30 protein-coding genes and 1 tRNA gene are annotated in these 26,651 nt (G+C 45.7%); 22 read left to right on the top strand and 9 right to left on the bottom strand.

Annotated elements, in window-relative coordinates; genetic code table 11:
• The first annotated feature begins 28 nt into the window (after positions 1-28).
• The 8 genes from odhB (at position 29) to bamC (ending at position 8,547) form a co-directional block, all read left to right on the top strand.
• Positions 29-1,231: a 2-oxoglutarate dehydrogenase complex dihydrolipoyllysine-residue succinyltransferase gene (gene odhB, locus ICN45_RS01800; RefSeq protein WP_216172404.1), complete on the top strand. Its 1,203-nt coding sequence runs from the start codon at positions 29-31 to the stop codon at positions 1,229-1,231.
• Between the two features lie 12 nt (positions 1,232-1,243).
• On the top strand, positions 1,244-2,680 hold the full coding sequence (gene lpdA / locus ICN45_RS01795) for a dihydrolipoyl dehydrogenase (RefSeq protein WP_216172402.1): 1,437 nt from the start codon (positions 1,244-1,246) through the stop codon (positions 2,678-2,680).
• Positions 2,681-3,784, top strand: coding sequence for a cell division protein ZapE (zapE, locus tag ICN45_RS01790; protein ID WP_216172401.1), 1,104 nt, complete (start codon positions 2,681-2,683; stop codon positions 3,782-3,784).
• Positions 3,785-3,793: 9 nt separating this feature from the next.
• Entirely contained in the window at positions 3,794-4,642 is an 849-nt protein-coding gene (locus tag ICN45_RS01785; RefSeq protein WP_216172399.1) for a 3',5'-nucleoside bisphosphate phosphatase, read from the top strand.
• A gap of 34 nt (positions 4,643-4,676) precedes the next feature.
• The gene (locus ICN45_RS01780; protein ID WP_216172397.1) at positions 4,677-5,879 is read left to right on the top strand and encodes a tryptophan--tRNA ligase; all 1,203 of its coding nucleotides are present in this window, start codon (positions 4,677-4,679) and stop codon (positions 5,877-5,879) included.
• Between the two features lie 8 nt (positions 5,880-5,887).
• Positions 5,888-6,451: a class I SAM-dependent methyltransferase gene (locus tag ICN45_RS01775; RefSeq protein ID WP_216861704.1), complete on the top strand. Its 564-nt coding sequence runs from the start codon at positions 5,888-5,890 to the stop codon at positions 6,449-6,451.
• A 78-nt stretch (positions 6,452-6,529) separates the two neighbouring features.
• Complete coding sequence (gene dapA / locus ICN45_RS01770) at positions 6,530-7,402, top strand: 4-hydroxy-tetrahydrodipicolinate synthase (RefSeq protein WP_216172395.1); 873 nt, start codon at positions 6,530-6,532, stop codon at positions 7,400-7,402.
• Positions 7,399-8,547 (top strand): NlpB/DapX family lipoprotein, encoded by a 1,149-nt coding sequence (bamC, locus tag ICN45_RS01765; protein ID WP_216172393.1) that lies wholly within the window; start codon positions 7,399-7,401, stop codon positions 8,545-8,547. Before dapA ends, bamC begins: the two co-directional genes overlap by 4 nt.
• Positions 8,548-8,610: 63 nt before the next feature.
• Here bamC and ICN45_RS01760 read toward each other — a convergent pair whose 3' ends face one another.
• Both ICN45_RS01760 and ICN45_RS01755 read right to left on the bottom strand, forming a co-directional pair.
• Complete coding sequence (locus tag ICN45_RS01760; protein WP_216172391.1) at positions 8,611-8,799, bottom strand: hypothetical protein; 189 nt, start codon at positions 8,797-8,799, stop codon at positions 8,611-8,613.
• A gap of 109 nt (positions 8,800-8,908) precedes the next feature.
• On the bottom strand, positions 8,909-10,123 hold the full coding sequence (locus ICN45_RS01755) for a cupin domain-containing protein (protein WP_255531048.1): 1,215 nt from the start codon (positions 10,121-10,123) through the stop codon (positions 8,909-8,911).
• Positions 10,124-10,190: 67 nt separating this feature from the next.
• Between ICN45_RS01755 and ICN45_RS01750 the strand changes: the two genes are divergently transcribed.
• The gene (locus ICN45_RS01750; RefSeq protein WP_255531047.1) at positions 10,191-10,799 is read left to right on the top strand and encodes an FKBP-type peptidyl-prolyl cis-trans isomerase; all 609 of its coding nucleotides are present in this window, start codon (positions 10,191-10,193) and stop codon (positions 10,797-10,799) included.
• A 19-nt stretch (positions 10,800-10,818) separates the two neighbouring features.
• Here the strand turns inward: ICN45_RS01750 and cysE are convergent, their stop codons facing one another.
• Both cysE and ICN45_RS01740 read right to left on the bottom strand, forming a co-directional pair.
• The gene (cysE, locus tag ICN45_RS01745; RefSeq protein ID WP_216172385.1) at positions 10,819-11,580 is read right to left on the bottom strand and encodes a serine O-acetyltransferase; all 762 of its coding nucleotides are present in this window, start codon (positions 11,578-11,580) and stop codon (positions 10,819-10,821) included.
• Between the two features lie 23 nt (positions 11,581-11,603).
• Complete coding sequence (locus ICN45_RS01740) at positions 11,604-12,362, bottom strand: RNA methyltransferase (protein ID WP_216172383.1); 759 nt, start codon at positions 12,360-12,362, stop codon at positions 11,604-11,606.
• A gap of 127 nt (positions 12,363-12,489) precedes the next feature.
• On the opposite strand from ICN45_RS01740, the gene ICN45_RS01735 reads away from it, so the two are divergent.
• A complete protein-coding gene (locus ICN45_RS01735; protein WP_216172381.1) occupies positions 12,490-13,278 on the top strand; it encodes an inositol monophosphatase family protein in 789 nt (262 codons plus the stop codon).
• Between the two features lie 18 nt (positions 13,279-13,296).
• On the opposite strand, the gene ICN45_RS01730 is transcribed toward ICN45_RS01735, so the two are convergent.
• Genes ICN45_RS01730 through ICN45_RS01720 form a run of 3 tightly spaced genes read right to left on the bottom strand, consistent with a single transcriptional unit; the run spans position 13,297 to position 15,430 of the window.
• Positions 13,297-14,094 carry a UDP-2,3-diacylglucosamine diphosphatase gene (locus ICN45_RS01730; protein ID WP_216172379.1) on the bottom strand — a complete coding sequence of 266 codons (798 nt, stop codon included), beginning with the start codon at positions 14,092-14,094 and terminating at the stop codon, positions 13,297-13,299.
• A complete protein-coding gene (locus ICN45_RS01725; RefSeq protein ID WP_216172377.1) occupies positions 14,091-14,594 on the bottom strand; it encodes a peptidylprolyl isomerase in 504 nt (167 codons plus the stop codon). Before ICN45_RS01725 ends, ICN45_RS01730 begins: the two co-directional genes overlap by 4 nt.
• Positions 14,594-15,430 (bottom strand): tetratricopeptide repeat protein, encoded by an 837-nt coding sequence (locus tag ICN45_RS01720; RefSeq protein ID WP_255531046.1) that lies wholly within the window; start codon positions 15,428-15,430, stop codon positions 14,594-14,596. Before ICN45_RS01720 ends, ICN45_RS01725 begins: the two co-directional genes overlap by 1 nt.
• Positions 15,431-15,490: 60 nt before the next feature.
• Here ICN45_RS01720 and cysS point away from each other — a divergent pair, with 60 nt between their 5' ends.
• From cysS to tilS, 4 genes are read left to right on the top strand one after another with little or no spacing between them, the layout of a single operon-like run.
• The gene (gene cysS / locus ICN45_RS01715; RefSeq protein ID WP_216172376.1) at positions 15,491-16,912 is read left to right on the top strand and encodes a cysteine--tRNA ligase; all 1,422 of its coding nucleotides are present in this window, start codon (positions 15,491-15,493) and stop codon (positions 16,910-16,912) included.
• Entirely contained in the window at positions 16,897-17,568 is a 672-nt protein-coding gene (locus ICN45_RS01710; RefSeq protein WP_216172374.1) for a DNA-3-methyladenine glycosylase family protein, read from the top strand. Before cysS ends, ICN45_RS01710 begins: the two co-directional genes overlap by 16 nt.
• A 9-nt stretch (positions 17,569-17,577) precedes the next feature.
• The gene (locus tag ICN45_RS01705) at positions 17,578-18,549 is read left to right on the top strand and encodes an acetyl-CoA carboxylase carboxyltransferase subunit alpha (RefSeq protein WP_216172371.1); all 972 of its coding nucleotides are present in this window, start codon (positions 17,578-17,580) and stop codon (positions 18,547-18,549) included.
• Positions 18,515-19,801 (top strand): tRNA lysidine(34) synthetase TilS, encoded by a 1,287-nt coding sequence (tilS, locus tag ICN45_RS01700; protein WP_216172369.1) that lies wholly within the window; start codon positions 18,515-18,517, stop codon positions 19,799-19,801. The genes ICN45_RS01705 and tilS overlap by 35 nt, the downstream gene beginning before the upstream one ends.
• Here tilS and ICN45_RS10490 read toward each other — a convergent pair.
• Together ICN45_RS10490 and ICN45_RS01690 are read right to left on the bottom strand one after the other, a co-directional pair.
• Positions 19,791-20,084 (bottom strand): type II toxin-antitoxin system RelE/ParE family toxin, encoded by a 294-nt coding sequence (locus ICN45_RS10490; RefSeq protein WP_216172367.1) that lies wholly within the window; start codon positions 20,082-20,084, stop codon positions 19,791-19,793. The two genes, tilS and ICN45_RS10490, sit on opposite strands and share 11 nt — an antisense overlap.
• Positions 20,078-20,362 carry a hypothetical protein gene (locus ICN45_RS01690; protein WP_216172365.1) on the bottom strand — a complete coding sequence of 95 codons (285 nt, stop codon included), beginning with the start codon at positions 20,360-20,362 and terminating at the stop codon, positions 20,078-20,080. The genes ICN45_RS10490 and ICN45_RS01690 overlap by 7 nt, the downstream gene beginning before the upstream one ends.
• Before the next feature lie 160 nt (positions 20,363-20,522).
• Between ICN45_RS01690 and ICN45_RS01685 the strand changes: the two genes are divergently transcribed.
• From ICN45_RS01685 to ICN45_RS01650, 8 genes are all read left to right on the top strand, one after another.
• Positions 20,523-21,773 (top strand): aspartate kinase, encoded by a 1,251-nt coding sequence (locus ICN45_RS01685; protein ID WP_216172364.1) that lies wholly within the window; start codon positions 20,523-20,525, stop codon positions 21,771-21,773.
• A 75-nt stretch (positions 21,774-21,848) separates the two neighbouring features.
• Positions 21,849-21,943 (top strand) — tRNA-Ser (locus tag ICN45_RS01680).
• A 308-nt stretch (positions 21,944-22,251) separates the two neighbouring features.
• Entirely contained in the window at positions 22,252-23,022 is a 771-nt protein-coding gene (locus tag ICN45_RS01675; RefSeq protein WP_216172361.1) for a carbonic anhydrase, read from the top strand.
• A gap of 231 nt (positions 23,023-23,253) precedes the next feature.
• Positions 23,254-24,156, top strand: a complete 903-nt coding sequence (locus ICN45_RS01670; RefSeq protein ID WP_216172359.1) for a hypothetical protein — start codon at positions 23,254-23,256, stop codon at positions 24,154-24,156.
• 317 nt (positions 24,157-24,473) lie between these two features.
• Positions 24,474-24,779, top strand: coding sequence for an EF-hand domain-containing protein (locus tag ICN45_RS01665; RefSeq protein WP_216172357.1), 306 nt, complete (start codon positions 24,474-24,476; stop codon positions 24,777-24,779).
• 143 nt (positions 24,780-24,922) lie between these two features.
• Positions 24,923-25,597, top strand: a complete 675-nt coding sequence (locus ICN45_RS01660; RefSeq protein WP_215306018.1) for a DUF1345 domain-containing protein — start codon at positions 24,923-24,925, stop codon at positions 25,595-25,597.
• 48 nt (positions 25,598-25,645) lie between these two features.
• Positions 25,646-25,993, top strand: coding sequence for a DUF1622 domain-containing protein (locus ICN45_RS01655; RefSeq protein ID WP_216172355.1), 348 nt, complete (start codon positions 25,646-25,648; stop codon positions 25,991-25,993).
• A 41-nt stretch (positions 25,994-26,034) separates the two neighbouring features.
• Positions 26,035-26,505 carry a hypothetical protein gene (locus ICN45_RS01650; protein ID WP_216172354.1) on the top strand — a complete coding sequence of 157 codons (471 nt, stop codon included), beginning with the start codon at positions 26,035-26,037 and terminating at the stop codon, positions 26,503-26,505.
• The last annotated feature ends 146 nt before the right edge of the window (positions 26,506-26,651 follow it).

The raw sequence follows: 26,651 nt of genomic DNA, 5'->3' as shown, positions 1-26,651 counted from the left end.
CCATACATACATATAACTAGGATTAATCATGGCTATTTTTGAAGTTAAAGTTCCGCAACTCTCTGAATCGGTTGCTGAGGCAACATTATTGCAATGGAAAAAGAAAGTTGGCGATGCGGTTGGTCAAGATGAAATCTTGATTGAAATTGAAACTGATAAAGTCGTACTGGAAGTGCCATCTCCTTCAGCTGGGGTTCTGACTGAGATCGTCGTGGCTGATGGCGGCACTGTTGTTGCCGAGCAATTGATTGCGAAGATTGATAGTACGGCTGTCGCGGCTGCTAAACCCGTTGCCGCTGCAGCACCTGCAGTTGTAGCTGCCGCTCCTGCAAAAGTAGCAGCTCCAGCTAAATCTACTGGTGCCGCCGCCGCTCCTTCGGCAGCAAAAATTCTGGCTGAAAACAATATCGGCGCTGAACAAGTTGCCGGCTCTGGTCGTGATGGACGCATTACAAAGGGCGATGCATTAAATGCCGCTGCTGGTACTACTAAATCTGTTGCCCTACCAAGTGCATCCATTCCAATGGGTAATCGTCCAGAAGAGCGTGTACCAATGAGCCGCTTGCGCGCGCGCATTGCTGAGCGTTTGCTGGAGTCACAAGCAAACAACGCTATCTTGACTACTTTCAATGAAGTCAATATGGCTCCAGTCATTGCCATGCGTAATAAGTACAAAGATCAGTTTGAAAAAGTGCACGGCGTGAAGTTGGGCTTCATGTCTTTCTTTGTTAAAGCGGCTACTCATGCTTTGAAGAAATTCCCCTTGCTAAATGCATCTGTTGACGGTAATGACATCATTTACCACGGCTACTTTGATATTGGTATCGCCGTCAGTTCACCACGGGGCTTAGTAGTACCCATTTTGCGTGACGTTGATCAAATGACCTTGGCTGATATTGAGAAGAAGATTGCTGAGTATGGCGTTAAGGCACGTGAAGGCAAATTATCGATTGAAGATTTAACTGGTGGAACCTTCTCCATCTCTAACGGTGGTGTGTTTGGCTCTATGCTCTCCACCCCAATTATTAACCCGCCACAATCGGCTATTTTGGGTATTCACGCTACTAAAGACCGTGCTGTTGTTGAGGATGGTCAAGTAGTGGTTCGGCCCATCAACTACCTCGCTTTGTCATACGACCATCGCATCATTGACGGCCGTGAAGCGGTACTTGGCTTAGTTGCTATGAAGGATGCTTTAGAAGATCCATCACGTCTTCTTCTTGATTTATAAGAAGGAAAGATCATGAGCCAAGCTTTTGATGTACTCGTAATTGGTGGTGGCCCTGGTGGCTATATTGCCGCAATACGTGCAGCGCAACTCGGTTTTAAAGTCGCCTGTGCTGAATCGAATAGCTTTGACGATCCTAAAGGGGAGACACGCTTAGGTGGCACTTGTTTGAATGTGGGTTGTATTCCTTCCAAGGCCTTGTTGGCTTCTTCCGAAGAATTCGAGAAGATTAGTCATCACGCTGCCGATCATGGTATCAAAGTGGGCTCTGTCAGCATTGACTCCAAGAAGATGGTTGCGCGTAAGGACGACATCGTTACGAAGATGACTAGTGGTATTCAGTTCCTATTTCGCAAAAACAAAATTACCTTGTTAAAAGGCCATGCATCTTTTGAAGGTAAGGGCGCCGATGGCTATCAAGTCAACATTGACGGCAAAGATAAAGAAACGGTTACTGCTAAAAACGTGATTATTGCAACAGGCTCTAAAGCACGTCATTTGCCAGGGCTCACTGTAGACAATGTATTGATCTGTGATAACGAAGGTGCTCTGAAGTTTGATTCAGTCCCAAAGAAGCTCGGCGTTATTGGTGCTGGCGTGATTGGTTTAGAGCTCGGTTCTGTATGGCGTCGTCTCGGATCCGAAGTGACTGTCCTTGAAGCATTGCCCACCTTCTTGGCAGCCTGTGATCAAGGTATTGCTAAAGAAGCACTCAAGCTTTTTGTAAAACAGGGTCTGAACATCAATATGGGTGTCAAGATCGGTGAAGTGAAGGCAGATAAAAAGGGTGTTGTAGTGAATTACACTGACAGCGCCGGTAAAGCCGTCAAGCTGGAATGTGATCGCTTAATTGTTTCTGTGGGGCGCGTACCCAACACCGATAAATTAGGCTTGGATAAGATTGGCCTCAAAGTCGATGAGCGTGGCTTCATTCCGATTGATGACCATACCTGTGCAACTTCCGCGCCGGGTGTATACGCTGTAGGCGACGTAGTGCGTGGTCCCATGCTTGCACATAAAGCAGAAGATGAGGGCGTGTTAGTTGCGGAAGTTATTGCAGGGCAAAAACCCCATATTGACTACAACTGCATTCCTTGGGTTATTTATACCGATCCGGAGATTGCTTGGGTTGGCAAAACTGAGCAAGCACTTAAAGAAGCTGGCATTGCTTATAAGGCAGGTCAATTTCCATTCGCGGCTAATGGACGTGCATTAGGGATGGGTCGATCCGATGGTTTTGTAAAAATATTGGCCGATGCGAAGACCGATGAAATTCTTGGGGTCCATATTATTGGGCCAAATGCTTCGGACCTTATAGCTGAAGCTGCAGTTGCTATGGAATTTAAAGCAGCAGCTGAAGATATTGCCCGTATCTGTCATCCCCATCCAAGTTTGTCAGAGGTGATGCGCGAAGCAGCATTAGCAACGGATCAACGCGCATTAAATATGTAATTGAAAACGATTGAGTATTACCAGCACGAATTAAAGGTGCGCGGGTATCACAGCGATTCCGCGCAGCTTCGTGCTGTAGAGCGCTTGCAGCAATGCGAAGACGAGTGGATTGCCTACAAAGAAATTCGTAGCAATAATCTGAAGAAAGTCATATTTAAACCAGACTTACCTCGTGGACTGTACTTGTGGGGTGGAGTAGGGCGTGGTAAATCATTCCTAATGGACTGCTTTTATGCGGCATCTCCATTAGAGAAAAAGATCCGGATTCATTTTCATGAGTTCATGCGTGAAGTACATCGCGAACTCCATGAGCTTTCTGGTCTATCCGACCCGCTCGATGAGCTGGCTAAACGAATCTCTCTGCGCTATCGACTGATTTGCTTTGATGAGTTTCATATCAACGACATTGCCGATGCAATGATCTTATATCGTCTGCTGAGCGCACTTTTTGAAGACCGTGTGCAATTTGTGATGACCTCGAATTACCGCCCCGATCAGTTGTACCCAAATGGCTTGCATCGCGATCGTTTATTGCCAGCGATCAAACTCCTGGAAGATAAACTGGACGTACTGAATGTAGATGCCGGCAACGATTACCGTCGGGTACAGATGGCACAGGTCGAAGCCTATTTAACTCCAGTGAATGCCATTACGCAGGTGACCCTTGGGCAAATGTTTCAAACGCTGATTGGCAATCAAAGGGAAATTAGTAAACCGGTCTTATATATTGAGTCACGCGAATTACGGCCATTGCATTTAGCTGATGGGGTGGTTTGGTTTGATTTTCAAACCTTGTGTTGTGGGCCGCGTTCGCAGAATGATTATCTAGAAATTGCTAAGCAGTTTCATACGGTGATTCTCTCCGGTGTGCCTTATATGCCCCCTAGAATGACAAACGAAGCACGGCGCTTTATTTGGTTGATCGATGTTTTATACGACCATAAGATCAAATTGATCATCTCTGCAGAGCTTCCGGCCCCGGATTTGTATACCGAGGGGCAAATTACCGCTGAATTCTCCCGAACGGTATCCCGTTTGATCGAAATGCAGTCCCGCGACTACCTAGATGCGCCGCGTCGGGTAATTGATACCAGCTTGACCTAAAATAGGGTCATGAGCCGCTTTTCTACCCTAAATGCCGATTTGCATTGCCACTCAGTTGTTTCTGATGGCACACTGACACCCGAACAATTAGCCGAACGCGCTAAAGCGAATGGTGTCCACCTCTGGGCATTAACCGATCATGATGAGTTGGGCGGCCAACAACGTGCCCGCCTTGCAGCGAATGCATTAAAAATGGACTATCTTGCGGGCGTTGAAATATCTGTCACATGGATGGGACAAACGATCCATATTGTTGGCTTAGGGGTTGATGCCGATCATGTGGGTATTTTGGAAGGTTTGCGACGCACACGCGAAGGTAGGGGTAACCGCGCAAAGCTCATGGCAGAGCAATTATTGCAAGTAGGTATTCCAGGAGCCTATGAAGGTGCCTTACATTTTGCTGGTAATCATGATTTGATTTCAAGAACCCACTTTGCGCGTTTTCTTGTTGAGCAGGGCGTTTGTCGTGATACGGAACAGGTATTTAAAAATTATTTAGTTGAGGATAAGCCGGGATTTGTTCCGCACAGATGGGCTACTCTAGATGATGCTGTTACCTGGATTACGGCCGCAGGAGGCGTGGCAGTGATTGCCCACCCTGGGCGCTATAAACTCAATGCCATGCAAATGGACGAACTCTTTAAGCATTTCAAAGATATTGGGGGGCTTGCAATTGAAGTCATTACGGGCAGCCATAGTCCTGAGCAATATCTTACGTATGGAAAAATTGCACAGCAATATGGTTTTTTAGCATCTCGTGGATCTGACTTCCATGATCCCAACGAAAGTCATATTGACCTTGGGCGCTTACCCCATTTACCCGATCACCTGACGCCAGTTTGGTCGGCATTTCATTAAATAACGCAGTTAATCACATTGATAAAGAATAAAGATGTTTGCTGAACGTGTTCTCTCTGGTATGCGACCTACGGGTAATTTGCATCTCGGCCATTACCATGGTGTACTCAAAAATTGGGTGCGTTTGCAATCGGAGTATCCCTGTTTCTTTTTTGTTGCGGATTGGCATGCATTAACAACCCATTACGAAACCCCAGATGTGATTGAACAATCTGTATGGGAGATGGTGATTGATTGGTTGGCAACGGGCGTTGATCCTAACCAAGCAACCTTATTTATTCAAAGTAAGGTGCCAGAGCATGCCGAACTCTTCTTATTGCTCTCGATGGGAACCCCATTGGGCTGGCTTGAGCGGGTGCCTACCTACAAGGACCAGATCGAAAAATTAAAAGAAAAAGATCTGCAGACCTACGGTTTTCTGGGGTATCCCTTGTTACAAGCGGCAGACATTTTGATTTACCGCGCACAGTTTGTTCCTGTTGGTGAAGATCAAGTACCCCATGTTGAAATGACTCGTGAAGTGGCACGTCGTTTTAATTACTTGTATGGCCGTGAATCTGGATTCGAAGAAAAATCCTTAGAGGCGGTCAAGAAGCTCGGCAGTAAACGTGCCAAGATGTATGCGGAGTTACGTGTAGCTTTCCAAGAGCGAGGCGATGATGAAGCGCTTGAGCAAGCCAAGGCTTTACTTCAAGAAGCGCAAAGCTTATCGATGGCGGATCGTGAGAGACTATTTGGTTTCTTGGAAGGTGCGCGCAAAATTATCCTTCCTGAGCCACAAGCTTTGCTGACAACAGCATCCCGCATGCCAGGTATTGATGGGCAAAAAATGTCTAAGTCCTATGGCAATACGATTAGCATTCGTGAAAACCCAGAAGATGTGATTAAGAAGATCCGCACTATGCCTACGGATCCTGCTCGGGTACGTAGAACCGATGCCGGAGACCCGGCACGCTGTCCAGTATGGCAACTACACACCGTGTATTCCAATGAAGAAACTAAGCAGTGGGTTGAAAAGGGTTGCAAATCCGCGGGTATTGGCTGTCTGGAGTGCAAGCAACCAGTCATCGATGCGATTTTGGCAGAGCAACAGCCCATGTTTGAGCGCGCTCAGAAGTATTTAGATGATCCAAGCTTATTGCGTTCGATTATTGCTGATGGTTGCGATCAAGCACGCAAAGTGGCCCAAGAAACGATGCGTGAGGTTCGTGAAGCTATGGGCCTTGCCTACGATTGAGGAATACCTTGCCTAGTGCGCATGATGGCATTCTGAATGCATCCCCTTGGGTCAGACGTTTTGCTCCTCTGATTCCAAAGGGCGGTGTAGTGCTCGATCTTGCCTGCGGCTCTGGCCGTCATTCTGAATTGTTGGCTGAGCTAGGATACTCAGTAATCGCCGTTGATCAGGATGTCACAGCAGTAGAGAGCTTAAATCATTCTCTGATTACTCCAAAATGCCTTAATCTTGAACAGGAAGATTGGCCTCTCCTCGGCGAAGAGTTCAGCGCTATTGTGGTGACTAACTATCTATATCGCCCGCATTTAGATGAGTTACCAGGAATACTGCAAACAGACGGCGTTTTGATTTATGAGACCTTTTCTAAAGGAAATGGGGAGTTTGGTAAACCCTCAAGCCCTAATTTCCTTCTAAATCCAGGGGAATTACTCAATTTTGCGTCTCGTCACAGCCTTCTGGTAGTGGCTTATGAGGATATTTATGTGGATCAGCCTAAACCAGCCATGGTTCAACGGCTTTGCGCTGTAAAAGGTGCGTTAAAACAGCGCATTCCGTTACAATTTCAAGGTTAAGACAGTCTAAAAATCGGTACATACTTGGTGACAAATACAACTCCAGCTCAAGGTAGTAAAAAGGCGATATCTGGCAGCATGCCAGCAATCGTCACACCCATGTTTGAGGACGGCAGCCTTGACTATCCGAGTTTGCGCTCCTTATTGGATTGGCATGTTGCTGAAGGGTCTGACGGGATTGTGATTGTCGGTACCAGCGGAGAATCCCCAACCGTATCTGTTGAGGAGCATTGTGAACTCATTCGTGTCACGGTAGAGCAGATTGCTGGCCGCATTCCGGTGATTGCTGGTACGGGTGGCAATTCCACTACGGAAGCAATTGAGCTAACGCAGTTCGCCAAAAAAGTAGGCGCTGATGCCAGTTTACAGGTAGTCCCTTATTACAATAAGCCAACGCAAGAGGGCATGTATGCCCACTTCAAAAAGATTGCCGAGTCGGTAGATCTTCCAGTTATTTTGTATAACGTTCCTGGTCGCACTGTAGCAGACCTAGCTGGCGATACGGTAGTACGCTTGGCTGATGTGCCTGGTGTGATTGGCATCAAGGATGCTACTGGGAGTATTGAGCGCGGCACTTTATTAATCGCAGATTTACAGCGTGCCGGTCACCGCGACTTTTCCGTTTTCTCCGGCGATGATTTATCTGCTGCCATGTTGATGCTCATGGGTGGCAAGGGAAATATTTCTGTAACAGCGAATGTTGCACCTCGTTTAATGCATGAATTGTGTGCTGCTGCGATGTCAGATGATGTGAAAAAAACCCGTGAGATCCAATATAAATTATTGGCAGTTCATAAAGCCATGTTTACAGAGGCAAATCCAATTCCTGTGAAATGGGCCCTTCATGAAATGGGTAAGATTACTGCGGGCATCCGCTTGCCGTTAACGCCATTAAGTTCCTCACTCCGTGAGCCTTTAAAGGCAGCATTAAAACAGGCTGACTTGATATGATGAATTTGTTGCAAATACTCCGCCGATCAATAGCTATTTTTACTCTAGTAGTTAGCGTTTCCGCTACATTAACTGCCTGCAAATCGGTAACCTCTAGTGACACAGTAGATTACAAGAGCACTGGGGCAGTGCGCGGCCCTAATCTAGCCTACCCACCTGACTTGATTACAGCTCAAGCGGATCGTCGTTACATTGTTCAAGATGGCACCGCAACCATGTCTGAATACAATGCCGCTGTTAAAAAATCAGTACAGATGAGAAGTAATGTGATGACCGGTATCCCCGGAATGCGTATTGCCAGAGATGGTGAACGTCGCTGGTTAGTGGTAGAAAAGCCAGCCCCAGAGTTGTATCCGCAAGTAAAGGATTTCTGGCAAGAAAATGGATTCTTATTGGTAGTCGATTCACCGTCAACTGGAATCATGGAAACCGATTGGGCTGAGAATCGCGCAAAGATTGCTCAAGATTGGTTACGTTCGGCCCTGAATTCGGTATTAGATTCTATTTCTGATACTGGTGAACGTGATAAATATAAAACCCGTTTAGAGGCTACTAAACCAACTGAAACGGAAATCTACATTACCCAAAAGGGCGCTCTTGAGAAGTGCGTATCAGATACTACTGGAAATTGTTTGTATACGATTTGGACCCCGCGCCCCAATGATCCAGAGTTAGAAGCCGTTTTCTTGGCTCGATTAATGGAGCGCTTGGGAATGACCCAAGAGCAGGCTAAGGCAATGGTTGCAGCACCATTGGGACCCAAGACACCAAAAGCAGTATATGTTCAAGACGGTAATAACCAAGGCCATATTGAATTAAGCGCAGGTTTTGACCGCTCTTGGCGTGACGTTGGTCTTGCCTTAGATCGCTCGAATTTTACGGTTGAAGACCGTAATCGTACTAATGGTGTGTACTTTGTTCGCTATGTGAATGCGAAGGATGTCGGCGACTCCAAGGGATTCTTCTCCAATCTCTTTAGCAGCAAGGATGATTCAAGTCTTAAGGCGAAGAAGTATCAAGTTTTGGTCAAGAGCACGGGTGAGAACTCAGCAAGTGTCTACGTTCAAGATGCCGATGGAAAGCCTGAAAATACGCCTGCTGGTCAGCAATTATTAAACTTACTAACAGACCAGTTGTCAAAGTAAGTTCAATTTTTAGAGACAATAAAAAAGCCGCTTTTCAGCGGCTTTTTTTCTTCAAGAAGAAGATTATTTCTTAGCGTCAGCAGCAGGTGCAGCAGGAGCGGCAGGAGCAGCAGGAGCGGCAGCAGGAGCATCAGCAGCAGGTGCAGCAGCAGGTGCAGCAGCAGGAGCTTCAGCAGGTTTTGCTTCTTCTTTTTTACCGCAAGCGGCCAAGGCGATAGCTAACATTGCAGCGAATACGAGTGACTTCTTCATTTGTAATTTCCTCTAAAAAATTGAACACCATTTACCGGTAACTGTTGTTGGACATATCAAGGGATAATCCCTAGGTAATTTCCAGGATTTATTATATCCATCTCTTTACCTAGTCCTCAAAAACCAGCCAGCCAGCCAGATAAGCCTTATAGAGACTGCCTTCTTGAAGGGCCTTTGTATCTCGAGAAATAAGGCTTTTATTAGCTGAAAGGGTTTGCCAGGCCAGGGTAACCTCCTTCGATTGGTCTTTACTCACCTCTTCCCCGTTACAAAATACTTGCTTTTGATGGCTTAGGATTCGGGTTTGGGGGCTAGGAACTAATTTCCTAGTTGCCAAGCGAGCAGTAAATCGTTTAGGGCTTAAGGGATTGCTTGGACCATCAAATAAGGCTTGTTGTTTGGGCTCAGAAAGATACGCTGTAATTCCAGGTAAAAAACGGTCTATTTGGTCTAACTTCAGTGCGCTCAACTTCACCTTTAGTTGCGCAATTAATTCTTCAGGCAATTGCTCAGCGCAGGCAGTTGCCTTTTGCATCGGGTCTGCAAATTTCTTTTCAAGCTCAGGAATGTCTTCCAGAGATTCGGCTAAGCGCCATAAACCTTCCTGCAAAAGCTCTTTAAAGCTGGGCGAGCGAAAGCCAACGGACCAAGTCTGACATCCGGCATCGAGGGCTACACCATCATGCGCAATATGCGGTGGTAAATAGAGCATGTCACCCGGCTCTAGAATCCACTCTTGCTCTGCTTGAAAGTTATGCAAAATTTTGAGCGGCAGATTAGGGCTCAGGCTTAAATCTTTTTGTTCAGAAATGCGCCATTGCCTTCTGCCAGACATCTGAATTAAGAAGACATCATAGGAATCAAAGTGTGGTCCAACCCCACCTCCCAATCCTGCAATGCTGATCATTAAGTCATCTAAGCGGGCATCTGGAATAAAGCGAAACCAAGATAAGATATTCGCGGCTGAGCGGTGATGGGCCTCCATGCCCTGAAGCAGTAAAGTCCAGTCTGCCTTGCTGAGGGAGGGGATAGATTTTTTGGCAAAAGGGCCACTATCAAAGCGCCACGGATTGGCTTTAATAAGTCGTGACTTAGTGTCTTGTCTCGCAAGATTCATCAGCTCTAAGGTCGAAATAGGGCTAGCTAGTGGCTTACCGCTTTGATTGGCAAGGGAGAAGGCAGGAATGGCAGCACGCACTAATAATGGCTTTTTATGCCAGTATCTTGTCATGAACTGTTCAGGGCTAATACCCCCAAATAGGGCCCATGGCTCATTCAAAGGCAGGTTTTGCGGTGCTTGGGGTGGCTGGTAGGGCTTGCTCAAGTAAAATAATGTCATAAAGTAAAAGACAGTAAAAACCAATTAAAAACAAATGTTCGACAGAATTCGCATGAAGATTGAAAAAAATACTATCGTATCGCTGCGTTACAAGCTAACCGATGCCCAAAACAATGTGATCGAAGAGCCAGATTCTCCGATGGTATACCTGCACGGTGGCTATGAGGGTACTTTCCCCAAAATTGAATCCTTGTTAGATGGGCATGATATCGGCTATGAGGCCACTATTCAGTTAGAGCCCAATGAGGCGTTTGGTGATTACGATCCGGACCTACTCAAGATTGAACCTCGCACACGTTTTCCTGAGCCCCTCGAAGTTGGAATGCAATTTGAAGGGATACCTGATGCCGATGTAGAAAATGCTATTGCAGAAGAAACTGACGCCGATGACGAGCCCTTAATTTATACAGTCACCGACGTTGCAGATAATCAAGTGGTGCTAGATGGCAATCATCCTTTAGCTGGTATGGCTCTGCGTTTTTGGGTTCAGGTACAAGATGTCCGTGCTGCTACTGATGATGAGATAGAAAATCGACACCCAGTAGGTGGCGAGAGTTTTACTTTTGGTATGCCCAATGATGATGGCGATAGTGCTGATGAAGAAGAGTTTCCAGGAGGTGCGCTAGGTAGCAGCAGCGTTAATCCACGCACACTGCATTAAGTTACAACCTTACTTCTTGTTACTCCTTGAGCCATTCTTTAATGGCATCAAGATCACGTTTGGTATCGCTACTGCTGGTAGCAGGGTCCGCAGGCGTATTGCTCAATTTAGCTAAGGCTTTCTCAAGCGCAGCGATCTTTGCTTCCTGCAAAATCGTGGCATCAATTAAACCCTTGAGTGCCATCGATACCGGATCATCCACATTTGGTGTGACACCGTAAGCCGAAAAATACTCTTTGGTTTTACTATCAGCGCCTTGTGGTAAATCGGGATGTAAGATGCGCGCAGGAATACCTACTGCAGTAGCACCAGCAGGAATTTCTTTGAGGACCACTGCATTAGAACCAATGCGAGCGCCATCACCAACCGTAAATCCACCAAGCACTTTGGCGCCTGCGCTTACGACAACACCTGTACCTAAGGTCGGGTGGCGTTTAACGCCTTTATAAAGTGAGGTGCCACCTAAAGTAACGCCTTGGTAGATCGTGCAATCATCACCAATTTCGGTAGTTTCACCAATCACAATACCGAGCCCGTGATCTAAAAATACTCTGCGACCGATCTTGGCGCCTGGATGAATTTCAATACCAGTAATGAAGCGAGAAATCATGGAGAGAACGCGAGCAATCCACTTTAGTCCAAGATTCCACAGGAAGTGGGAAAGGCGATGAAACCAAATGGCATGCAGGCCTTGGTAGCAGGTAATCACCTCAAGGCGATTTCTGGCGGCAGGGTCTCGGGCAATGATGGAGTCGACTGAGTTGAATAGTGAATTAAACATAGTTTGATTTTAACGGGATGTGCTTATTTTCTCTGGAGCATCTGTTTTGCAATGCCCCGCAGAAGATCAATCTCCTCTTTATGAAGACGACTGCGGGCAAAAAGCGACTGCAGACGAGGCATTAGTTTTTTGGGGTTGGCTGGATCTAAGTAACCAATCGCTTCTAAGCCTTCACGCCAATGCTCCAGCATGGCCGCAATTGCAGCAGGATCAGCCAAATCAGCCATTTCTTCGCGATTAGGCATGAATGTAAGGCTTGAGTGCTTAGAAGCCTTCTTCAAGGCCTCTCTCAGGGTGTAGGCGCAGACCATAATGGCTTGGGCTAGATTAAGAGAGGGGTAGTCAGGGTTGGCATCTAACCATACCCGGTGGGTACATAAGGCCAAGTGATCGTTATCCAGACCGGTTCTTTCAGGGCCGAAAAGGAGGGCTACTGCGCCCTGATTCGTCAGGGTTTCTTGAATAAGGATCTGAGCTGACTCCCAATCTAATGCTGGAGGACCAAATTCTCGATCGCGACTAGTGAGTCCAATGACTAAAGAGCATCCTTGTACTGCCGACTCTAAAGAATGCAATTCTTGAGAAGATTCCAAGATATCCACTGCGCCACTAGCCAAGGCAATCGCCTCAGACTCTTTGGCAATGCCCTTGATCTTGGGGTTGATGAGACGCAGATCGCTAAACCCCATGGTTTTTAGGGCACGTGCTGCTGAACCGATATTGCCAGGGTGACTGGTCTCCACCAGAACCCAGCGGAGCATTTGGGATGAGACTGTATTCATGAGCTTGTTTTATCGGGTGATCAGGGTTACAGCGCCAATCGTTTAGAATCAAGGTATTCGCTTTGTATTGTCATGCAGATTCGACAATATTACAGGCCCGTTCTTATTTAATTTGTCCATCAATACTATGCATCCAATGTTAAATGTGGCCGTCAAGGCTGCCCGTCGTGCTGGCACTGTGATTAACCGCGCATCTCTCAATTTAGAGCGCTTGCAAGTTGACCGTAAGCAACACAATGATTTTGTAACCGAGGTGGACAAAGCTGCAGAAGCAGCAATTATTGAAACACTCAGTGAGGCGTATCCAAGCCATGGATTTTTGGCTGAAGAAACTGGTGAGCAAAATATCAATGCCGAGAATATATGGATCATCGATCCCCTTGATGGCACAACCAACTTTATTCATGGCTTTCCACAATATGCAGTGTCTATTGCATTGGCAGTGAATGGGGTTACTCAACAAGCGGTTGTTTATGACCCCACTCGCGATGAGTTATTTACTGCTACACGCGGATCGGGTGCGTATTTAGACCGTCGGCGTTTACGCGTTGCCACTCAAGATCGGTTGACTAATTGTTTAATTGGCACTGGCTTTCCTTATCGTGAAGATCAGGACCTTGAAAAGTATATAAAAATCTTTGCTGAGATGTCACGTCAATGTGCTGGTTTGCGTCGTCCAGGAGCTGCCTCTTTGGATTTAGCCTATGTTGCAGCCGGTCGTTATGATGGATTTTTTGAGAGTGATCTCAAGCCTTGGGATATGGCAGCAGGTGCCTTATTGATTACTGAGTCCGGTGGCTTGGTAGGCAACTATCGCGGCGAGGAAGGTTTTCTCCAAAGTGGTGAAATCATGGCAGCAAATCCGCGTCTCTTTGCCCAAATGGTGCAAAGCCTTTCTAAATATTCCGTTGTTTAAAAAAGCCTGAGCAGCAATTCAATCTGATTCATGCTGAATCAGATCTTTGTAACGCACGCCCTGACTATTTATCAATAGGGCACTAGCCCTCGGTAGGGTGCTTTCAGGGTGGTCTAAATCCCAGTCTGATAAGACCCAGCGTTGCCAGGTTTGATCGCGCAGTTGCTCACGATGATGCGCCGGGAGATGGGTATGCCCATGAATCAAATTGACTACTTCCAGATCTCTTGTGACAGCAGCACAAGCCTCTAGAGTCACATTGGTTCTCACCTGATTAAGTGCAGAAGAAGCGCTGGCTGCCCGTTGATATTGCGCGTGGCTATTAGTACGCATTTGGTTGGCAACTGAGCGGCGCCAATGAACGGGCAAACTCAAAAATAATTTCTGTATCCAAGGTTTTCTAACCCAGCTGCGGAAAACTTGATAGCCTACATCTGCAGTACATAAAGCATCACCATGGCAGATCACATACTGGGTATTGGCAATATCGATACGTGAGGGATCGGGCAATAAAGTCATTCCTGTTTTCTTTAAGAAGCTAGGGCCAATTAAAAAATCCCGATTACCGTGAAGGTAATACACCTTAATTTTTGTAGACAGGTTTGCAAGCGCATGTTGGACTTCTTGCTGAAAGGGGGATTGCAAAGAGGTATCGTCACCCACCCAATATTCAAACAAATCACCTAGAACAAATAACACCTCAGCCTGAGGCGCATCTTTTTCACAGAAGTCAAAAAAGCGCTGCGCCGTCAAGGGCATTGACGGCGTCAGGTGTATATCAGAGATGAGCAGTGCGCTCGTGTATTGCGGAATCATTCCTCGAGTACGGTCGCTTTCTCAATCACTACATCTACTGCTGGTACATCTTGATGAAAGCCTGCGCTAGCCGTCTTTACTTTGCGAATAGCATTTACTACATCCATACCGTCGCTCACTTTACCGAATACCGCATAGCCCCAACCTTGTGCATTAGGTGCAGTGTGATTTAAGAAATCATTGTTATTGACGTTGATGAAAAATTGCGCTGTTGCTGAATGAGGGTCGCTTGTACGGGCCATTGCAACGGTGCCAAGATCATTCTTGAGGCCATTGTTGGCTTCATTTTCAATTTGTTGGCCAGATGATTTCTCCTTCATGCCAGCAGTCATACCGCCGCCTTGAATCATGAAGTTATCAATCACGCGGTGAAAGATAGTGCCATCGTAGTGGCCGCTCTTCACGTATTGCAAGAAGTTCGCCACAGTCTTTGGAGCTTTGACTGCATCGAGCGTTAAGGTGATATCACCCTGATTGGTTTTTAAAAGCACTTTAGCCATTATTTAGATTTACTTTCTGGTAAGTTAGTGGAAGGGTTGGGATTAGCTGGACCTTTAGTCGTTGGCTTTAGCAGATTCATTAAAGCCTTAGATCGGTTTTCATAGAGGCGTTGATTGAGTTGAGTGGATTTGGCGGCATCATCATAGGCCTTTGCACCAAGGCGGACATACACTTCGCCCAAATTTGCCGAAGCAACGGTATAGCTTGGGCGCAATTTCAGGGCGAGCTCTAAATAGTCTCTAGCCTCAATCCATTTATTTTGATTTGCTGCAAGGGCTGCCAGGTTGTTATAAGGCTCTGGTAACTCCGGAAATTGTTGGGTAATTTCAATCAAAGTTTTCTTGGCTTGATCAAACTGACGCATTTCAATTTGGAGGCGTGCCTTTAAGAAGCGCAACTGAACATTTTTAGGCGTCTTTTTGAGACGGGCATCGATTAATAAAATGGCATCATCGTATTGTTGTGCCTTCACCAGTTTTTCAATATCGGATGGAACCGCGTTCTTCGTAACGGGTTCAGGTTCAATAATCAAGAAAGAAAAGAAGGGCAGTGCCACAGTCTCAGAAAGTTCTGGATTGAGAGCGTCATAAGGGGTATCGGTCGTCAACCTAGGGGCGTCTGTGGAGTTATAGCCACCCAAATAAGGGGTACTCGGGCCAGACTTCATTTCTTGAGCGTTGGCCGCCTGAATTTCCTTGCTGGCTAGTTGCTGAGCAGGGGTACTGCAGCCTACAAGTAAGGCAACGGTAAAAATAAGGGCAAGGATCTTGCAGGGTGAAAGACGCAGGGCTAGGATGGTTGCTGGCATAGGAGAAGGGGTGTAAAACTGGCTCATTCGATATACTCAGCGCTCAGTCTAACAAATTGGCGCTACTTGCCTCACCTTTATAGCCCTATGCTGCAAATCTATAACACCCTTAGCCGTTCAAAACAGGTATTTAAGCCCATCGTCCCGGGGAAGGTGAAGATCTACGTCTGTGGCATGACGGTTTATGACTTTTGCCACATTGGCCATGCCAGGGTCATGGTTGTGTTCGATATGGTCGTCCGTTGGCTACGTGCGAGCGGTTATGAGGTGCTGTATGTTCGCAATATTACGGACATCGATGACAAGATCATCCAGCGTGCCATCAAAAATGGTGAGCCGATTGCTGATTTGACTAATCGTTTTATCGAGGCGATGCATGCAGACTCTGATGAGTTGGGTTTAATGCATCCAGATCAAGAGCCCCGCGCTACTGACTACATTAAACAAATGCAAGGCATGATTGGTAAGTTGATTGAAAATGAGCTGGCATATCAAGCCGATGAAGGGGATGTCAATTTTGCCGTGCGCCTATTGCCGCGCTATGGCCAACTTTCTAATAAGTCATTGGATGAACTGCATGCGGGAGAGCGCGTAGCCATCGTTGGTGGTAAACGTGACCCACTTGATTTTGTATTGTGGAAGAGCGCTAAAGCAGAAGAGCCAGCAGATACCCGCTGGGCTTCACCATGGGGTGAAGGGCGTCCGGGTTGGCATATTGAATGTTCAGCCATGGCTTGCGACCTTCTGGGTGAACACTTCGATATTCATGGAGGCGGTGCTGATTTGCAATTCCCGCACCATGAAAATGAAATCGCCCAAAGCGAAGGTGCCTTGTATGGCAAGAATCGCCAAGCAGACGATGCGCCGTTTGTGAATTACTGGATGCACAACGGACACATTCGCGTCAATCAAGAAAAGATGTCGAAATCCTTAGGCAACTTCTTTTTAATTCGGGATGTATTGAAAAGTTTTGATCCAGAAGTGCTGCGCTTTTTTATGCTCAAGGTGCATTACCGCAGCCCAATTAACTACAGCGATGCCCAGTTAGAGGAAGCCCGTTCTGGCTTGGTGAGGCTATATACCGCCTTAGCGCAAACTCCTGGATCTCAAACTGTCACATTGGATCCCCATAATCCATGGGCCAAGCGCTTTGCTGATGCAATGAATGATGATTTCAATACACCAGTGGCGATCGCAGTCCTGTTTGACTTGGCAAGTGAAGTCAACCGGACTCAGGGTGAAGAAAAGCAGATGCTCGCAAGCACGCTGCAAGCTCTCGGTGGTGTATTGAATTTCTTGCAACGCGATCCCACTGCATTTTTGCAATCGGGTTCAAAACAAGCGGATGCCTTAAGCCCAGCAATGATTGAAGAGCATATCGCTGCGCGGGTGGCTGCAAAACAAGCGAAGGATTTTGCTAAAGCAGATTCCATTCGTAAAACATTATTAGATCAGGGAGTTGTTTTGGAAGATAAGCCGGGTGGCATTACAGAATGGCGAAGAGCTTAGTGACTGCTGTTAAAGAAAAAACCATTTTGCAAGAGTCAGCCCCAGAGTATTGGGAACAGGCCTGTCGCGAACTGATGAAACAAGATCGCATCCTAAAAAAATTGATTCCCAAATATGGCTCAGGATTTTTGGTGACTCGGGGCGATGCGTTTACGACATTAGCAAGAGCAATTGTTGGCCAACAGATTTCAGTGGCTGCTGCGCAGTCGGTGTGGAATAGGGTATTTGCTGCCAGCAAAAATAAAGTTAACCCTAAAAATATTCTCGCATTGACGGTTGAAGAACTCCGCGCTGCGGGTTTATCTGGTCGCAAGGTGGAATACATCCGCGATTTAGCAGATCACTTCGATTCAGGTCGTCTTCATGCCAAGCAATGGCAGGACATGGACGATGAAAGTGTTATTAAGGAATTAAGCGCGATTCGGGGAATTGGGCGCTGGACAGCAGAAATGTTCCTCATTTTTAATATGGTGCGCCCCAATATCCTCCCGCTAGACGATGTTGGGCTCATAAAGGCAATTTCTCTCAATTACTTCAGTGGAGAGCCTGTTAGTAGGCATGAAGCCCGTGAGGTATCCGCGAATTGGGCCCCATGGCGCACGGTTGCTACCTGGTATATGTGGAGAAGTATCGACCCAATCCCAGTTGAATATTAAAATCAGGCTATGAAAACGACTTTCCTTGATTTTGAACAGCAAATCGCCGAATTAGAAACAAAGATCGAAGAGCTGCGTTTTGTGCAAGATGAATCATCAGTAGATATTTCTGATGAGTTAAAAACCCTTGCCGAAAAAAGTCTGCAGCTGACAAAAGATGTCTATGCCAACCTCAGCCCTTGGCAGGTATCTCAAGTGGCTCGTCATCCGCAGCGCCCCTATACCTTAGATTATGTTGGCGCCTTGTTCACCGATTTTCATGAGCTGCATGGTGATCGTACGTTTGCTGATGATCAATCGATCATCGGTGGCTTAGCAAGATTTGATAGTCAGCCTTGTATGGTCATCGGCCATCAAAAAGGTCGCGATACCAAAGAACGCGCACTCCGTAACTTTGGAATGAGCCGACCAGAAGGTTATCGCAAAGCAATGCGCCTCATGCGCCTTGCAGAAAAGTTTGGTATTCCAGTATTTACCTTTGTGGATACACCTGGTGCATTTCCGGGAATTGATGCAGAAGAGCGCAATCAATCAGAAGCGATTGGGCGTAATCTGTATGTGCAAGCAGAACTTGAAGTTCCTATCATTGCGACCATTATTGGTGAAGGGGGTTCTGGTGGTGCCTTGGCGATTGCGATGGGTGACGTCGTACTCATGCTGCAAAACTCTACGTACTCTGTGATTTCTCCAGAAGGTTGCGCATCGATTCTGTGGAAGACAGCCGATAAGGCTGCTGAAGCTGCAGAACAGTTAGGCTTAACAGCACAAAGACTCAAAACCTTGGGTTTAATTGATAAGATCGTTGCAGAGCCAATTGGTGGTGCTCATCGCGATTACGACACCATGACGAGTAATATGCGCAAGGCTCTCGCTGAGTCATTAAAAACCTTCGATGGTATGAAAGTAGATGCATTACTAGAGCGTCGTCATGAGCGTTTGATGAGTTATGGCAAGTTCAAGGAAATCCCAGCAAAGTCCTAATTCAGGAAAACGAATTGCGGTTGCCTTAAGTGGTGGCCTCGATTCGGTTGTGCTGCTCGATACGGTTTGCAAAGCGCAAGCAAAAAATAAAAACACTGAAGTCTGGGCATTTCATATTCACCATGGTTTACAAAAACCTGCAGATGAGTGGTTAATGTTTTGCGAGAAACTAGCCAAAAAATACAAAATTCATTTTGACTTTCGACTACTGCATTTCAGTACTCAGGAAAATATTGAGGCCAGAGCTAGGACGGCTCGCTATGAAGCCTTAGCCGATCTGTGTAATGAATACGGCATTGAAGACTTACTGCTGGCCCATCATCAGAATGACCAAGCAGAGACAGTGCTACTGCAGTTGCTGCGTGGCTCTGGCGTTGCTGGCTTAGCAGGCATGCCAAAAAATAGGGAGCTCGCTACTCAGGATCACCAGATTACGCTTTGGCGTCCCTTGCTTGAGCAAACCCGAAAAGAGCTCGAAGCATATGCGCAAGCCAACAAACTGCAATGGATTGAAGACCCCAGCAATCGCAATTCTAAATATCGGCGCAATGCGATTCGTCAAAAAATTCTGCCAGCACTGGAACAAATTCAGCCTGAAGCCATTGTTAATATGGCGCGCAGCGCAACTTTACTAGGTGAGGCACAAGCCTTGCTAGATCGATTGGCTCTTCTGGATGGTAAGACCATTTTTGTTAAAGAGAATATTCAGCTAAAGCCACTGCTGGGTCTTGCCAAAAAAGATATGCCAGCTGCGAATAATGTCTTGAGGTATTGGCTCAAGACTCGAGGACTTGGCATGCCTTCGCAAGAGCGACTAGCGGCATGGTGGCAAGACTTAAACGCTGTTAAAGCAGATGCTCAACTAGAGTGGGCTCATGATGTACAGAAAATCCGTCTCTGGCGTGGCTTACTCCAGATTGCTAAAGCAGAGGAGGGGGTGTGGGTCTTCAAACCTATCCTGAGTAATAGCCTAATCTTAGGCTTACCTAAAGCATGGGTTGAAGAGGCACAGCTAAAAGGACTCATCAGCCAGCAAGAGCGGATTGGATCAGAAAAGATCCAAATCAAGGCTAATACGCCACGTAAAACCCTTAAAAATCTCTATCAGGAGGCAGATATGCCGCCGTGGGAGCGCCAAGCACCGTTACTCTATATCCATGGTGAATTAATTGCAGTGGCTGGTGTTGGTGTAAGTTACCCACATTTAGTTTCTTCGGGTAAGCGGGTTTTACCCAAATGGACTAAGGCGTGATGCCAGATTCTTTTTGATGACGTATTGAGCAGATCAAAATAGAATTTTTTATTTCGTCCAAGCTATACATTGCTACATATCCAGATTTGCCTCTTGAGATAACTAGCTCTCTAAGATGGATATCGCATGCTCGACCTACAATTGGATGCTGCGACAGAATTTGAATCGCGCCCTCAATTAACTCGAGTGTTGCCAGTGCAGCATTTTTATCAATTTGAAGTAGAAAGTCAGTGAGTCGCTCGAGATCTTGTAAGGCCCTTGGTGTAAAAACAATTCTTACCAATTCGTTACTTTCAAAGTGGATCTTTTACTGGCAATGCGTGCTTTTAAATGTTTGAAGACCTTATCAGACTCATACACTTTGCCATCTTTTAAAACCAGAGTGCGTGCATTGTTTGAATCTTCAATTAATGAGCGGCGCAGCTCTGCATTGATGCTAGCCTGTTTAATTGCCTCCACCATAAAAGCATGCGGAGTAATACCCAAATCTTTTGCAGCAGTTATTGCTTGCAATTTCACCTCTTCAGATAATTTGAGGGATGTGGTGCTGACAGGGCTCATTGTTAGTCTCCAGGTGTCACTAAAGTAACACCAGCGTAATCTGGCAAGCACGCAAAGTCAAGGTCTTGGGCTTTACCCCCACAAAACCCTGTAAAATAGTCCTTTTTTAGACCTTCAGGAAAACAATTTCCTGTTAAAGATAGGTAAATAGACGGTTTTTATGGCTCTTATCGTTCATAAATATGGTGGCACCTCAATGGGCTCAGTTGAGCGCATAGCTAATGTCGCCAAACGCGTTGCCAAATGGATGCGTGCAGGCCACCAAGTGGTTGTGGTTCCTTCAGCGATGTCTGGCGAAACCAATCGCTTGCTTGGCCTAGCAAAAGAAATCAATCCAGATGCAAGTCCCCGTGAGCTTGATCAAATTGCCTCTACAGGTGAGCAAGTGAGTTCTGGCTTATTGGCTTTAGCATTAATTCAGGAAGGGATTGATGCGGTGAGTTATGCAGGGTGGCAGGTGACCGTGCATACCGATTCCGCATTTACTAAAGCGCGCATTAAAAGTATTGATGATAAAAAAATCCTTGCTGATTTGAATGCTGGCCGTGCAGTAGTGGTCACCGGATTTCAGGGCGTGGATCCTGATGGCAACATTACTACTTTAGGTCGCGGAGGATCAGATACTTCAGCAGTGGCAATGGCTGCTGCGCTAAAAGCGGAAGAGTGCTTGATTTATACCGATGTTGACGGCGTGTACACAACTGACCCCCGTGTTTGTGAAGATGCCCGCCGTCTCGACAAAATTACTTTTGAAGAAATGCTAGAAATGGCAAGCTTGGGATCAAAGGTATTACAGATTCGCTCAGTCGAATTTGCAGGTAAGTACAAAGTTAAAACCCGGGTTCTGTCTTCATTGACAGATCCCTTGATGCCTTTAGACATCGAAATGAAGTCAGGCACATTGATTACATTTGAAGAGGACAACACTATGGAAGCCGCAGCTATTTCCGGTATCGCCTTTGCACGTGATGAAGCAAAGATTACCGTTTTGGGAGTTCCTGATCGTCCAGGTATTGCTTATCAAATCTTGGGCCCCATCGCCGACGCGAATATCGATGTAGACATGATTATTCAGAACCAATCGGTTGACGGTAAGACCGACTTCACTTTCACAGTGCCGCGCGCTGAATATCAAAAAGCATTAGACCTGCTGAAGAACTCAGTGCAAGCACATATCGAAGCTAAAGAAATCTCCGGTGATCCGAAAGTTTCTAAAGTTTCCGTAGTAGGTGTTGGCATGCGCTCGCACGTAGGTATTGCGAGCAAGATGTTCCGCACTTTGTCAGAAGAGGGTATCAACATCCTCATGATCTCCACCAGTGAAATTAAGATTTCAGTGGTGATTGACGAAAAATATATGGAATTGGCTGTACGTGCCTTGCATAAGGCATTTGAGCTAGATCAGAAGTAAAACCCATTAAATCCCCATAGAAACGGTTATCCGTTAAACTGTGGGGCGTTGCAATAGTAAGAAGTGATGAAATACGGAGACGTGGCCGAGCTGGTCGAAGGCACTCCCCTGCTAAGGGAGCATCGGGGCTAAAACTCTGATCGGAGGTTCGAATCCTCTCGTCTCCGCCAAAATGTCAATAAGAATAAGGGTCTTTCGATCCTTTTTTCTTTTCTTCCCTCAGTTGCTCCCTCAGATTCTTTTGAGAACTAGCACGTGCTAGCTAATGTTTCCTCAATAAGATCAATTCCTTAGCTACATACTTCCACAACTCATAGTAGATAAGTCACTCACAGGAGTAAATCGTATCGCACCCTTAGTTAGCCCAATAGCAGCTGCTAGAAAAAAGAATTCAACCTCCTTTTATGGATAAAAAAGATTGACTAATAATTAAACCGTCGGCATTCTAAATTTTTATATTAATTATGAAAAGGATAATATGTGCCAATTGTGTGATGATAAATCTGAGTTAAACCATGAGCCGATGCAGCCAGCTAGACGTTCATTATTAAAGCTAGCTAGTTCAACACCTCTATGGGTTGCTGGTCTGGGTGCCTCAACAATGATGGTTGGTGCCAGAGCAGACGATGCACACCCAGTCCCGAAGCCAGGAAATGTGATTTCTCCTGATCAGGCGCTCGAAAGATTAATGAAGGGCAATGGCCGTTATGTAAACGGCAATATCAATACAGACGATTCATTTAAAAGTGCGGCAGCAGCACTAAAGAATGGACAAAACCCATATGCAATTATTTTATCCTGCGCAGATTCACGTGTTAGCCCAGAATTATGTTTTGATGAAGGTCCTGGAGATTTATTTGTAAACCGAATCGCTGGAAATTATGTCACTACAGATCTTCTTGGCAGCATAGAGTACGGCGCCTTAATACTGAAGGCTCCTCTGATCATGGTGCTAGGGCATACAGAATGTGGCGCCGTGAAAGCAGCCATGAAAGCGGAGGAGGACAATACTAATTTCCCGGGCCATATTCAATCCATTTCGTCTCATATAGGTGCAGCAGTACGGTCTGCAAAACTACAAGGGGGTAAGGTCACAACAACGGATGTAGTTAAGGCTAATATCAAACTGAACGTAGCCTACCTACAGCAATCTACCCCAATCATCAGGCAGTTAGTACAGGAAAATAAAGTAAAAGTTGTTGGTGGAATATATAACCTGGAAGATGGCACGGTAAGCATGGTCAACTAAATGCCTATGGGATGAGTTTTTAGGCCAAATAAGGGGCATTAGATTACAACACCCTTATTAATAATATCCTCAGCAAAACCACCTTCGGGTGGTTTTTTTATTTCAGTTAGCAAGTGCCATGCAATTTTTATCCAGCCCTTGTATATTTACATTTTTAGGCCTTTGAGCTGCTTTAGCCTCTTGCTAAGACTACCGCCAAAGTGTTGAAATAGTTCAATCCCGAGGGGTTTTATGAGTACCGCATTAAAAAAATATTTCTATTTGACCTGCAGATTTTTTAGGTATTTATCTTGTTTTTTTGTGAGCACTTCCTGTGTACTTATTTCACCTGCTGCATGGAGCCAAACATCTAGCGCAGAAGCCATTCAAAAAAGTAACGATAACGTTGCTTTTGAATTAACTAACCCACTCTCTAATTTGCAATTGTTCTCCCTTCAGTGGAACCATAATCGTGGGCTTGGCACCAATCAGGGCGGCACAAGTCAAACGTATCAGATTTCCCCAAAGGTAAAGATTGACATTTCAGAAGATTGGAAATCCCTTACTCGTGTTTATGTGAATGCTACAAAACTACAGAATGTGAATGGGGTCAATAATTCTGGGATGGGCCCTACACAGATTGAAACTTTTTTTGCCCCGAGGTCAAGCTCGGAAACAATTTATGGAATTGGCCCTTACTTCCAGATCCCGGGAGGGCAAAGCGCAGAATTTGGCAGTGCTCAATGGGGCGCCGGTATCCGAGCGGTATTTGTAACGATGCCTAGACCCTGGACTATTGGTGTTTATGCCCACCAATCATGGAGTTTAGGTGGTTCCGCTGGAGCTGGAACGGTAGCGAGCCCTGGCACCGGCACAGTGAACACGCTGTCTATTTGGCCTACAGTTTCCTATACAACTGACGATGCATGGATTTATAGTTTGGATTCTGAGTCGGTCTATAACTATGATGCGCGTAGAACCTATAACCCAGTAAATGCCACCATAGCAAAAGTCGTGCGCATTGATGGAGCACCAGTCAGCTTTGGCATCGGCGCACGTTATGACGTTAGTAGCTATCCTGCAACCCTACAATATCCGGGAACTCCTCGTGGGTGGGGTGCAAGAGCGCAAATTAACTTCATCCTGGGTCAATAAGCGGCCAGTGAGTCAAACCGGCTCAGATGACTCCAATTGGCCAATAACAGGCCTTTACTTGTATCCCAAAATGAACCCTCATAACAGCGCAGGGGGCTTACCCTAGGTTTGGACAGAAAAACCCCATTAATCAATTGACCAATATCGAATTCATTGGCATTCTAAGTCCAACAAAACTCTTCCTTCGGCTTAATTGTTCTAATTGCCTTATTTGAGAATTGGAACATTAAAAATACAGCTTAAAGACGTTTGTTGCTGATTTTAGGTATATGAAATCAAGCAGATGTATTTCTATAAATAGAAAATAGGATGGGTCTATGAAAATATCAAAAGTTTTAATCGTTGGAGTTGCGTTGGCAATAGTTGCCTATTTTGTGGTGAATGGCATGAATAGCGGTTCAGGAACTGATAAGGCGAAAGCAGGTTGGTTTACTAAGCTCGACGCTAATGGTGATGGCAAACTTTCCCCAGATGAGCTCAAAGCAATTGATACCAACGGGGATGGAAAAATATCCGCTGAAGAGGCTAAAGCCTACGGCATACCTGAAGGGCATTTCAATAAATTGGACGTCAATGGTGACGGGTTTATCACTCAAGATGAAATGAAAACCTATGGTGGTTAAACCATCTTTATAGACGTATACAATTTAGATTGAGCTTGCTAAGGCGCTCCAATTAGATGGGGCGCCTAATACTTCAACTGGATGAAGCGCTATCCTGATTTCTAAACTTTGGAATGTCATTCGAAAAGAGTTTAATAGTAGTCATGACGGAAGATAAAGTTTTCAATCTACACTGGTTATTAATTAAGGCAAAGCCGAGGCTTTTATACGCGGTTATTGTGGGAGTTACGGCATTCTTTCTTCTCGAAGGACATTACCTTTCAACCCGCTTTTTGATGGCCTGGAGTGCGGCGTCTGCAACTTACCTCATTTTAGTATTTGTAATGATGCAGTATTTCAATAGAAAAAAAATCTCTCATCTGAGCGCACGTCAAGACGATGGCCAATTGCTGATTTACATTATTTCTTTGTTGGCGAGTGCGGTCAGTTTGGTAGCTATTTTTGTTCATGTGGGAAGCACAACTGAAATCCCCATGAAGGAGAGGGTGCTGGGGGTATTGATGACGGGGGTAACCTTCGCTATTTCCTGGCTGGTATTACATACTGCCTATGCATTGCATTACGCCCATGCTTACTACACTTATCTAAAAGAGCCTCCTGAACTTACCCCTTTAATCTTCTTAGGCACCAGAAACCCAGCCTACTCGGACTTTTTTCATTTCTCCGTGGTGATAGGTATGACTTGTCAAACCGCCGATATTATTATTGTTGAGCCAGCCATTCGGAACTTAGTGACAACACATAGTCTTTTATCGTTTGTTTTTAATGCGACCCTCTTAGGTCTAACCATGAGCTTGGTGGGTGGACTCTTATCTTAGTCATGTGCGTGTATTTTGCAGAGTCTGCGCTTTAAAGGAATCTAAATCATGGATCAAATAGAGATCATTCGGGGTGTTAGTAATGTGATGGATGCCTTAGGGGTCTCTGTTGTAGCCATTGGTGTTCTTTGGGGTTTATATGGCTTTGCCAAAGCATTAATTACTCAGTCCTCAGATATTGCATATAAAACCTTTCGCGCTCAGATTGTCCGTTCATTAATCTTGGGTCTGGAGATATTAGTAGCCGGTGATGTCATTCGTACAGTGGCAATTAGTCCGACTTTAACCAGTGTGGCGGTTTTAGGACTGATCGTTCTGATTCGCTGTTTCTTAAGTTGGTCTTTAACGCTGGAAATCGATGGCCGCTGGCCATGGCAGCCCCCCAGAAATGGGTAGATTACCAATCAATCGTTAGTTTACATTTGAAGGATTCAATCATGATGGCTAAGAAAATTTCCCTAAGTAAAACACTACTTAAAATAGCATTAGCCAGTTTGATCTTTTCTGAGACGGCGTATGCACAGTGGATTTTTGCTGCTCGTCACATCGAAGGGCGGATTAATCAGATGACTCAAAATGACTCGAGTGGTGCACCAGCGGTTCAACTTGCTACGGTGATCATCAACGCACCCGCAAGTAAAGTGTATGCAACTGCCGTTAATGTGGCAAGCCAAAACCCCGCTTTAACGATTACCTCTCAAGATCCTCGCAGCTTCAAATTCAGTGTCACCGAGGGGGCGAAGAGTGCATCCATCAATGTAGTGGTACTAAGCGAACAGACATCTGAAATCATGATCTCCGCGACTGCTGCGCCGCAGGGTCAGGATCCCAGCACATCTGTCGCGACAAACACCATATTTAAAATTTGCAATCAATTGAATAAGGTTTGCAAGCTCGGGGCTAATTAATCCCATAGAGCATTAATTGGCCTAAATGCGCGTTTTGAGATTGATAGCCCATTTAGCGCTGGAGTAGGAATTCGGATTCAAAATACAGGGTATTTTTTAATAATGCTCAGCTTAGGGTATTCACTAATGAGGAATAAACCTATTAT

Source organism: Polynucleobacter alcilacus (genome assembly GCF_018881545.1).
Lineage (GTDB): Bacteria > Pseudomonadota > Gammaproteobacteria > Burkholderiales > Burkholderiaceae > Polynucleobacter > Polynucleobacter alcilacus.
The sequence above is the reverse complement of the archived record's forward strand: the minus strand, read 5'-3'. Positions and strand labels throughout refer to the sequence as shown.

What these genes read in the sequence shown, in the direction of transcription:
- ICN45_RS01750 (WP_255531047.1), top strand. Translation starts at nt 10,191, where the DNA reads ATGAAGATTGAAAAAAATACTATCGTATCGCTGCGTTACAAGCTAACC.
- ICN45_RS01740 (WP_216172383.1), bottom strand. Translation starts at nt 12,362, where the DNA reads ATGAATACAGTCTCATCCCAAATGCTCCGCTGGGTTCTGGTGGAGACC.
- ICN45_RS01685 (WP_216172364.1), top strand. Translation starts at nt 20,523, where the DNA reads ATGGCTCTTATCGTTCATAAATATGGTGGCACCTCAATGGGCTCAGTT.
- ICN45_RS01655 (WP_216172355.1), top strand. Translation starts at nt 25,646, where the DNA reads ATGGATCAAATAGAGATCATTCGGGGTGTTAGTAATGTGATGGATGCC.
- ICN45_RS01730 (WP_216172379.1), bottom strand. Translation starts at nt 14,094, where the DNA reads ATGATTCCGCAATACACGAGCGCACTGCTCATCTCTGATATACACCTG.
- ICN45_RS01780 (WP_216172397.1), top strand. Translation starts at nt 4,677, where the DNA reads ATGTTTGCTGAACGTGTTCTCTCTGGTATGCGACCTACGGGTAATTTG.
- dapA (WP_216172395.1), top strand. Translation starts at nt 6,530, where the DNA reads ATGCCAGCAATCGTCACACCCATGTTTGAGGACGGCAGCCTTGACTAT.
- ICN45_RS01650 (WP_216172354.1), top strand. Translation starts at nt 26,035, where the DNA reads ATGATGGCTAAGAAAATTTCCCTAAGTAAAACACTACTTAAAATAGCA.
- ICN45_RS01705 (WP_216172371.1), top strand. Translation starts at nt 17,578, where the DNA reads ATGAAAACGACTTTCCTTGATTTTGAACAGCAAATCGCCGAATTAGAA.
- cysS (WP_216172376.1), top strand. Translation starts at nt 15,491, where the DNA reads ATGCTGCAAATCTATAACACCCTTAGCCGTTCAAAACAGGTATTTAAG.
- ICN45_RS01720 (WP_255531046.1), bottom strand. Translation starts at nt 15,430, where the DNA reads ATGAGCCAGTTTTACACCCCTTCTCCTATGCCAGCAACCATCCTAGCC.
- cysE (WP_216172385.1), bottom strand. Translation starts at nt 11,580, where the DNA reads ATGTTTAATTCACTATTCAACTCAGTCGACTCCATCATTGCCCGAGAC.
- tilS (WP_216172369.1), top strand. Translation starts at nt 18,515, where the DNA reads ATGGCAAGTTCAAGGAAATCCCAGCAAAGTCCTAATTCAGGAAAACGA.
- ICN45_RS01785 (WP_216172399.1), top strand. Translation starts at nt 3,794, where the DNA reads ATGAGCCGCTTTTCTACCCTAAATGCCGATTTGCATTGCCACTCAGTT.
- ICN45_RS01760 (WP_216172391.1), bottom strand. Translation starts at nt 8,799, where the DNA reads ATGAAGAAGTCACTCGTATTCGCTGCAATGTTAGCTATCGCCTTGGCC.
- ICN45_RS01670 (WP_216172359.1), top strand. Translation starts at nt 23,254, where the DNA reads ATGAGTACCGCATTAAAAAAATATTTCTATTTGACCTGCAGATTTTTT.
- ICN45_RS01665 (WP_216172357.1), top strand. Translation starts at nt 24,474, where the DNA reads ATGAAAATATCAAAAGTTTTAATCGTTGGAGTTGCGTTGGCAATAGTT.
- odhB (WP_216172404.1), top strand. Translation starts at nt 29, where the DNA reads ATGGCTATTTTTGAAGTTAAAGTTCCGCAACTCTCTGAATCGGTTGCT.
- ICN45_RS01725 (WP_216172377.1), bottom strand. Translation starts at nt 14,594, where the DNA reads ATGGCTAAAGTGCTTTTAAAAACCAATCAGGGTGATATCACCTTAACG.
- ICN45_RS01735 (WP_216172381.1), top strand. Translation starts at nt 12,490, where the DNA reads ATGCATCCAATGTTAAATGTGGCCGTCAAGGCTGCCCGTCGTGCTGGC.
- ICN45_RS01690 (WP_216172365.1), bottom strand. Translation starts at nt 20,362, where the DNA reads ATGAGCCCTGTCAGCACCACATCCCTCAAATTATCTGAAGAGGTGAAA.
- ICN45_RS01710 (WP_216172374.1), top strand. Translation starts at nt 16,897, where the DNA reads ATGGCGAAGAGCTTAGTGACTGCTGTTAAAGAAAAAACCATTTTGCAA.
- bamC (WP_216172393.1), top strand. Translation starts at nt 7,399, where the DNA reads ATGATGAATTTGTTGCAAATACTCCGCCGATCAATAGCTATTTTTACT.
- ICN45_RS01675 (WP_216172361.1), top strand. Translation starts at nt 22,252, where the DNA reads ATGTGCCAATTGTGTGATGATAAATCTGAGTTAAACCATGAGCCGATG.
- lpdA (WP_216172402.1), top strand. Translation starts at nt 1,244, where the DNA reads ATGAGCCAAGCTTTTGATGTACTCGTAATTGGTGGTGGCCCTGGTGGC.
- ICN45_RS01660 (WP_215306018.1), top strand. Translation starts at nt 24,923, where the DNA reads ATGACGGAAGATAAAGTTTTCAATCTACACTGGTTATTAATTAAGGCA.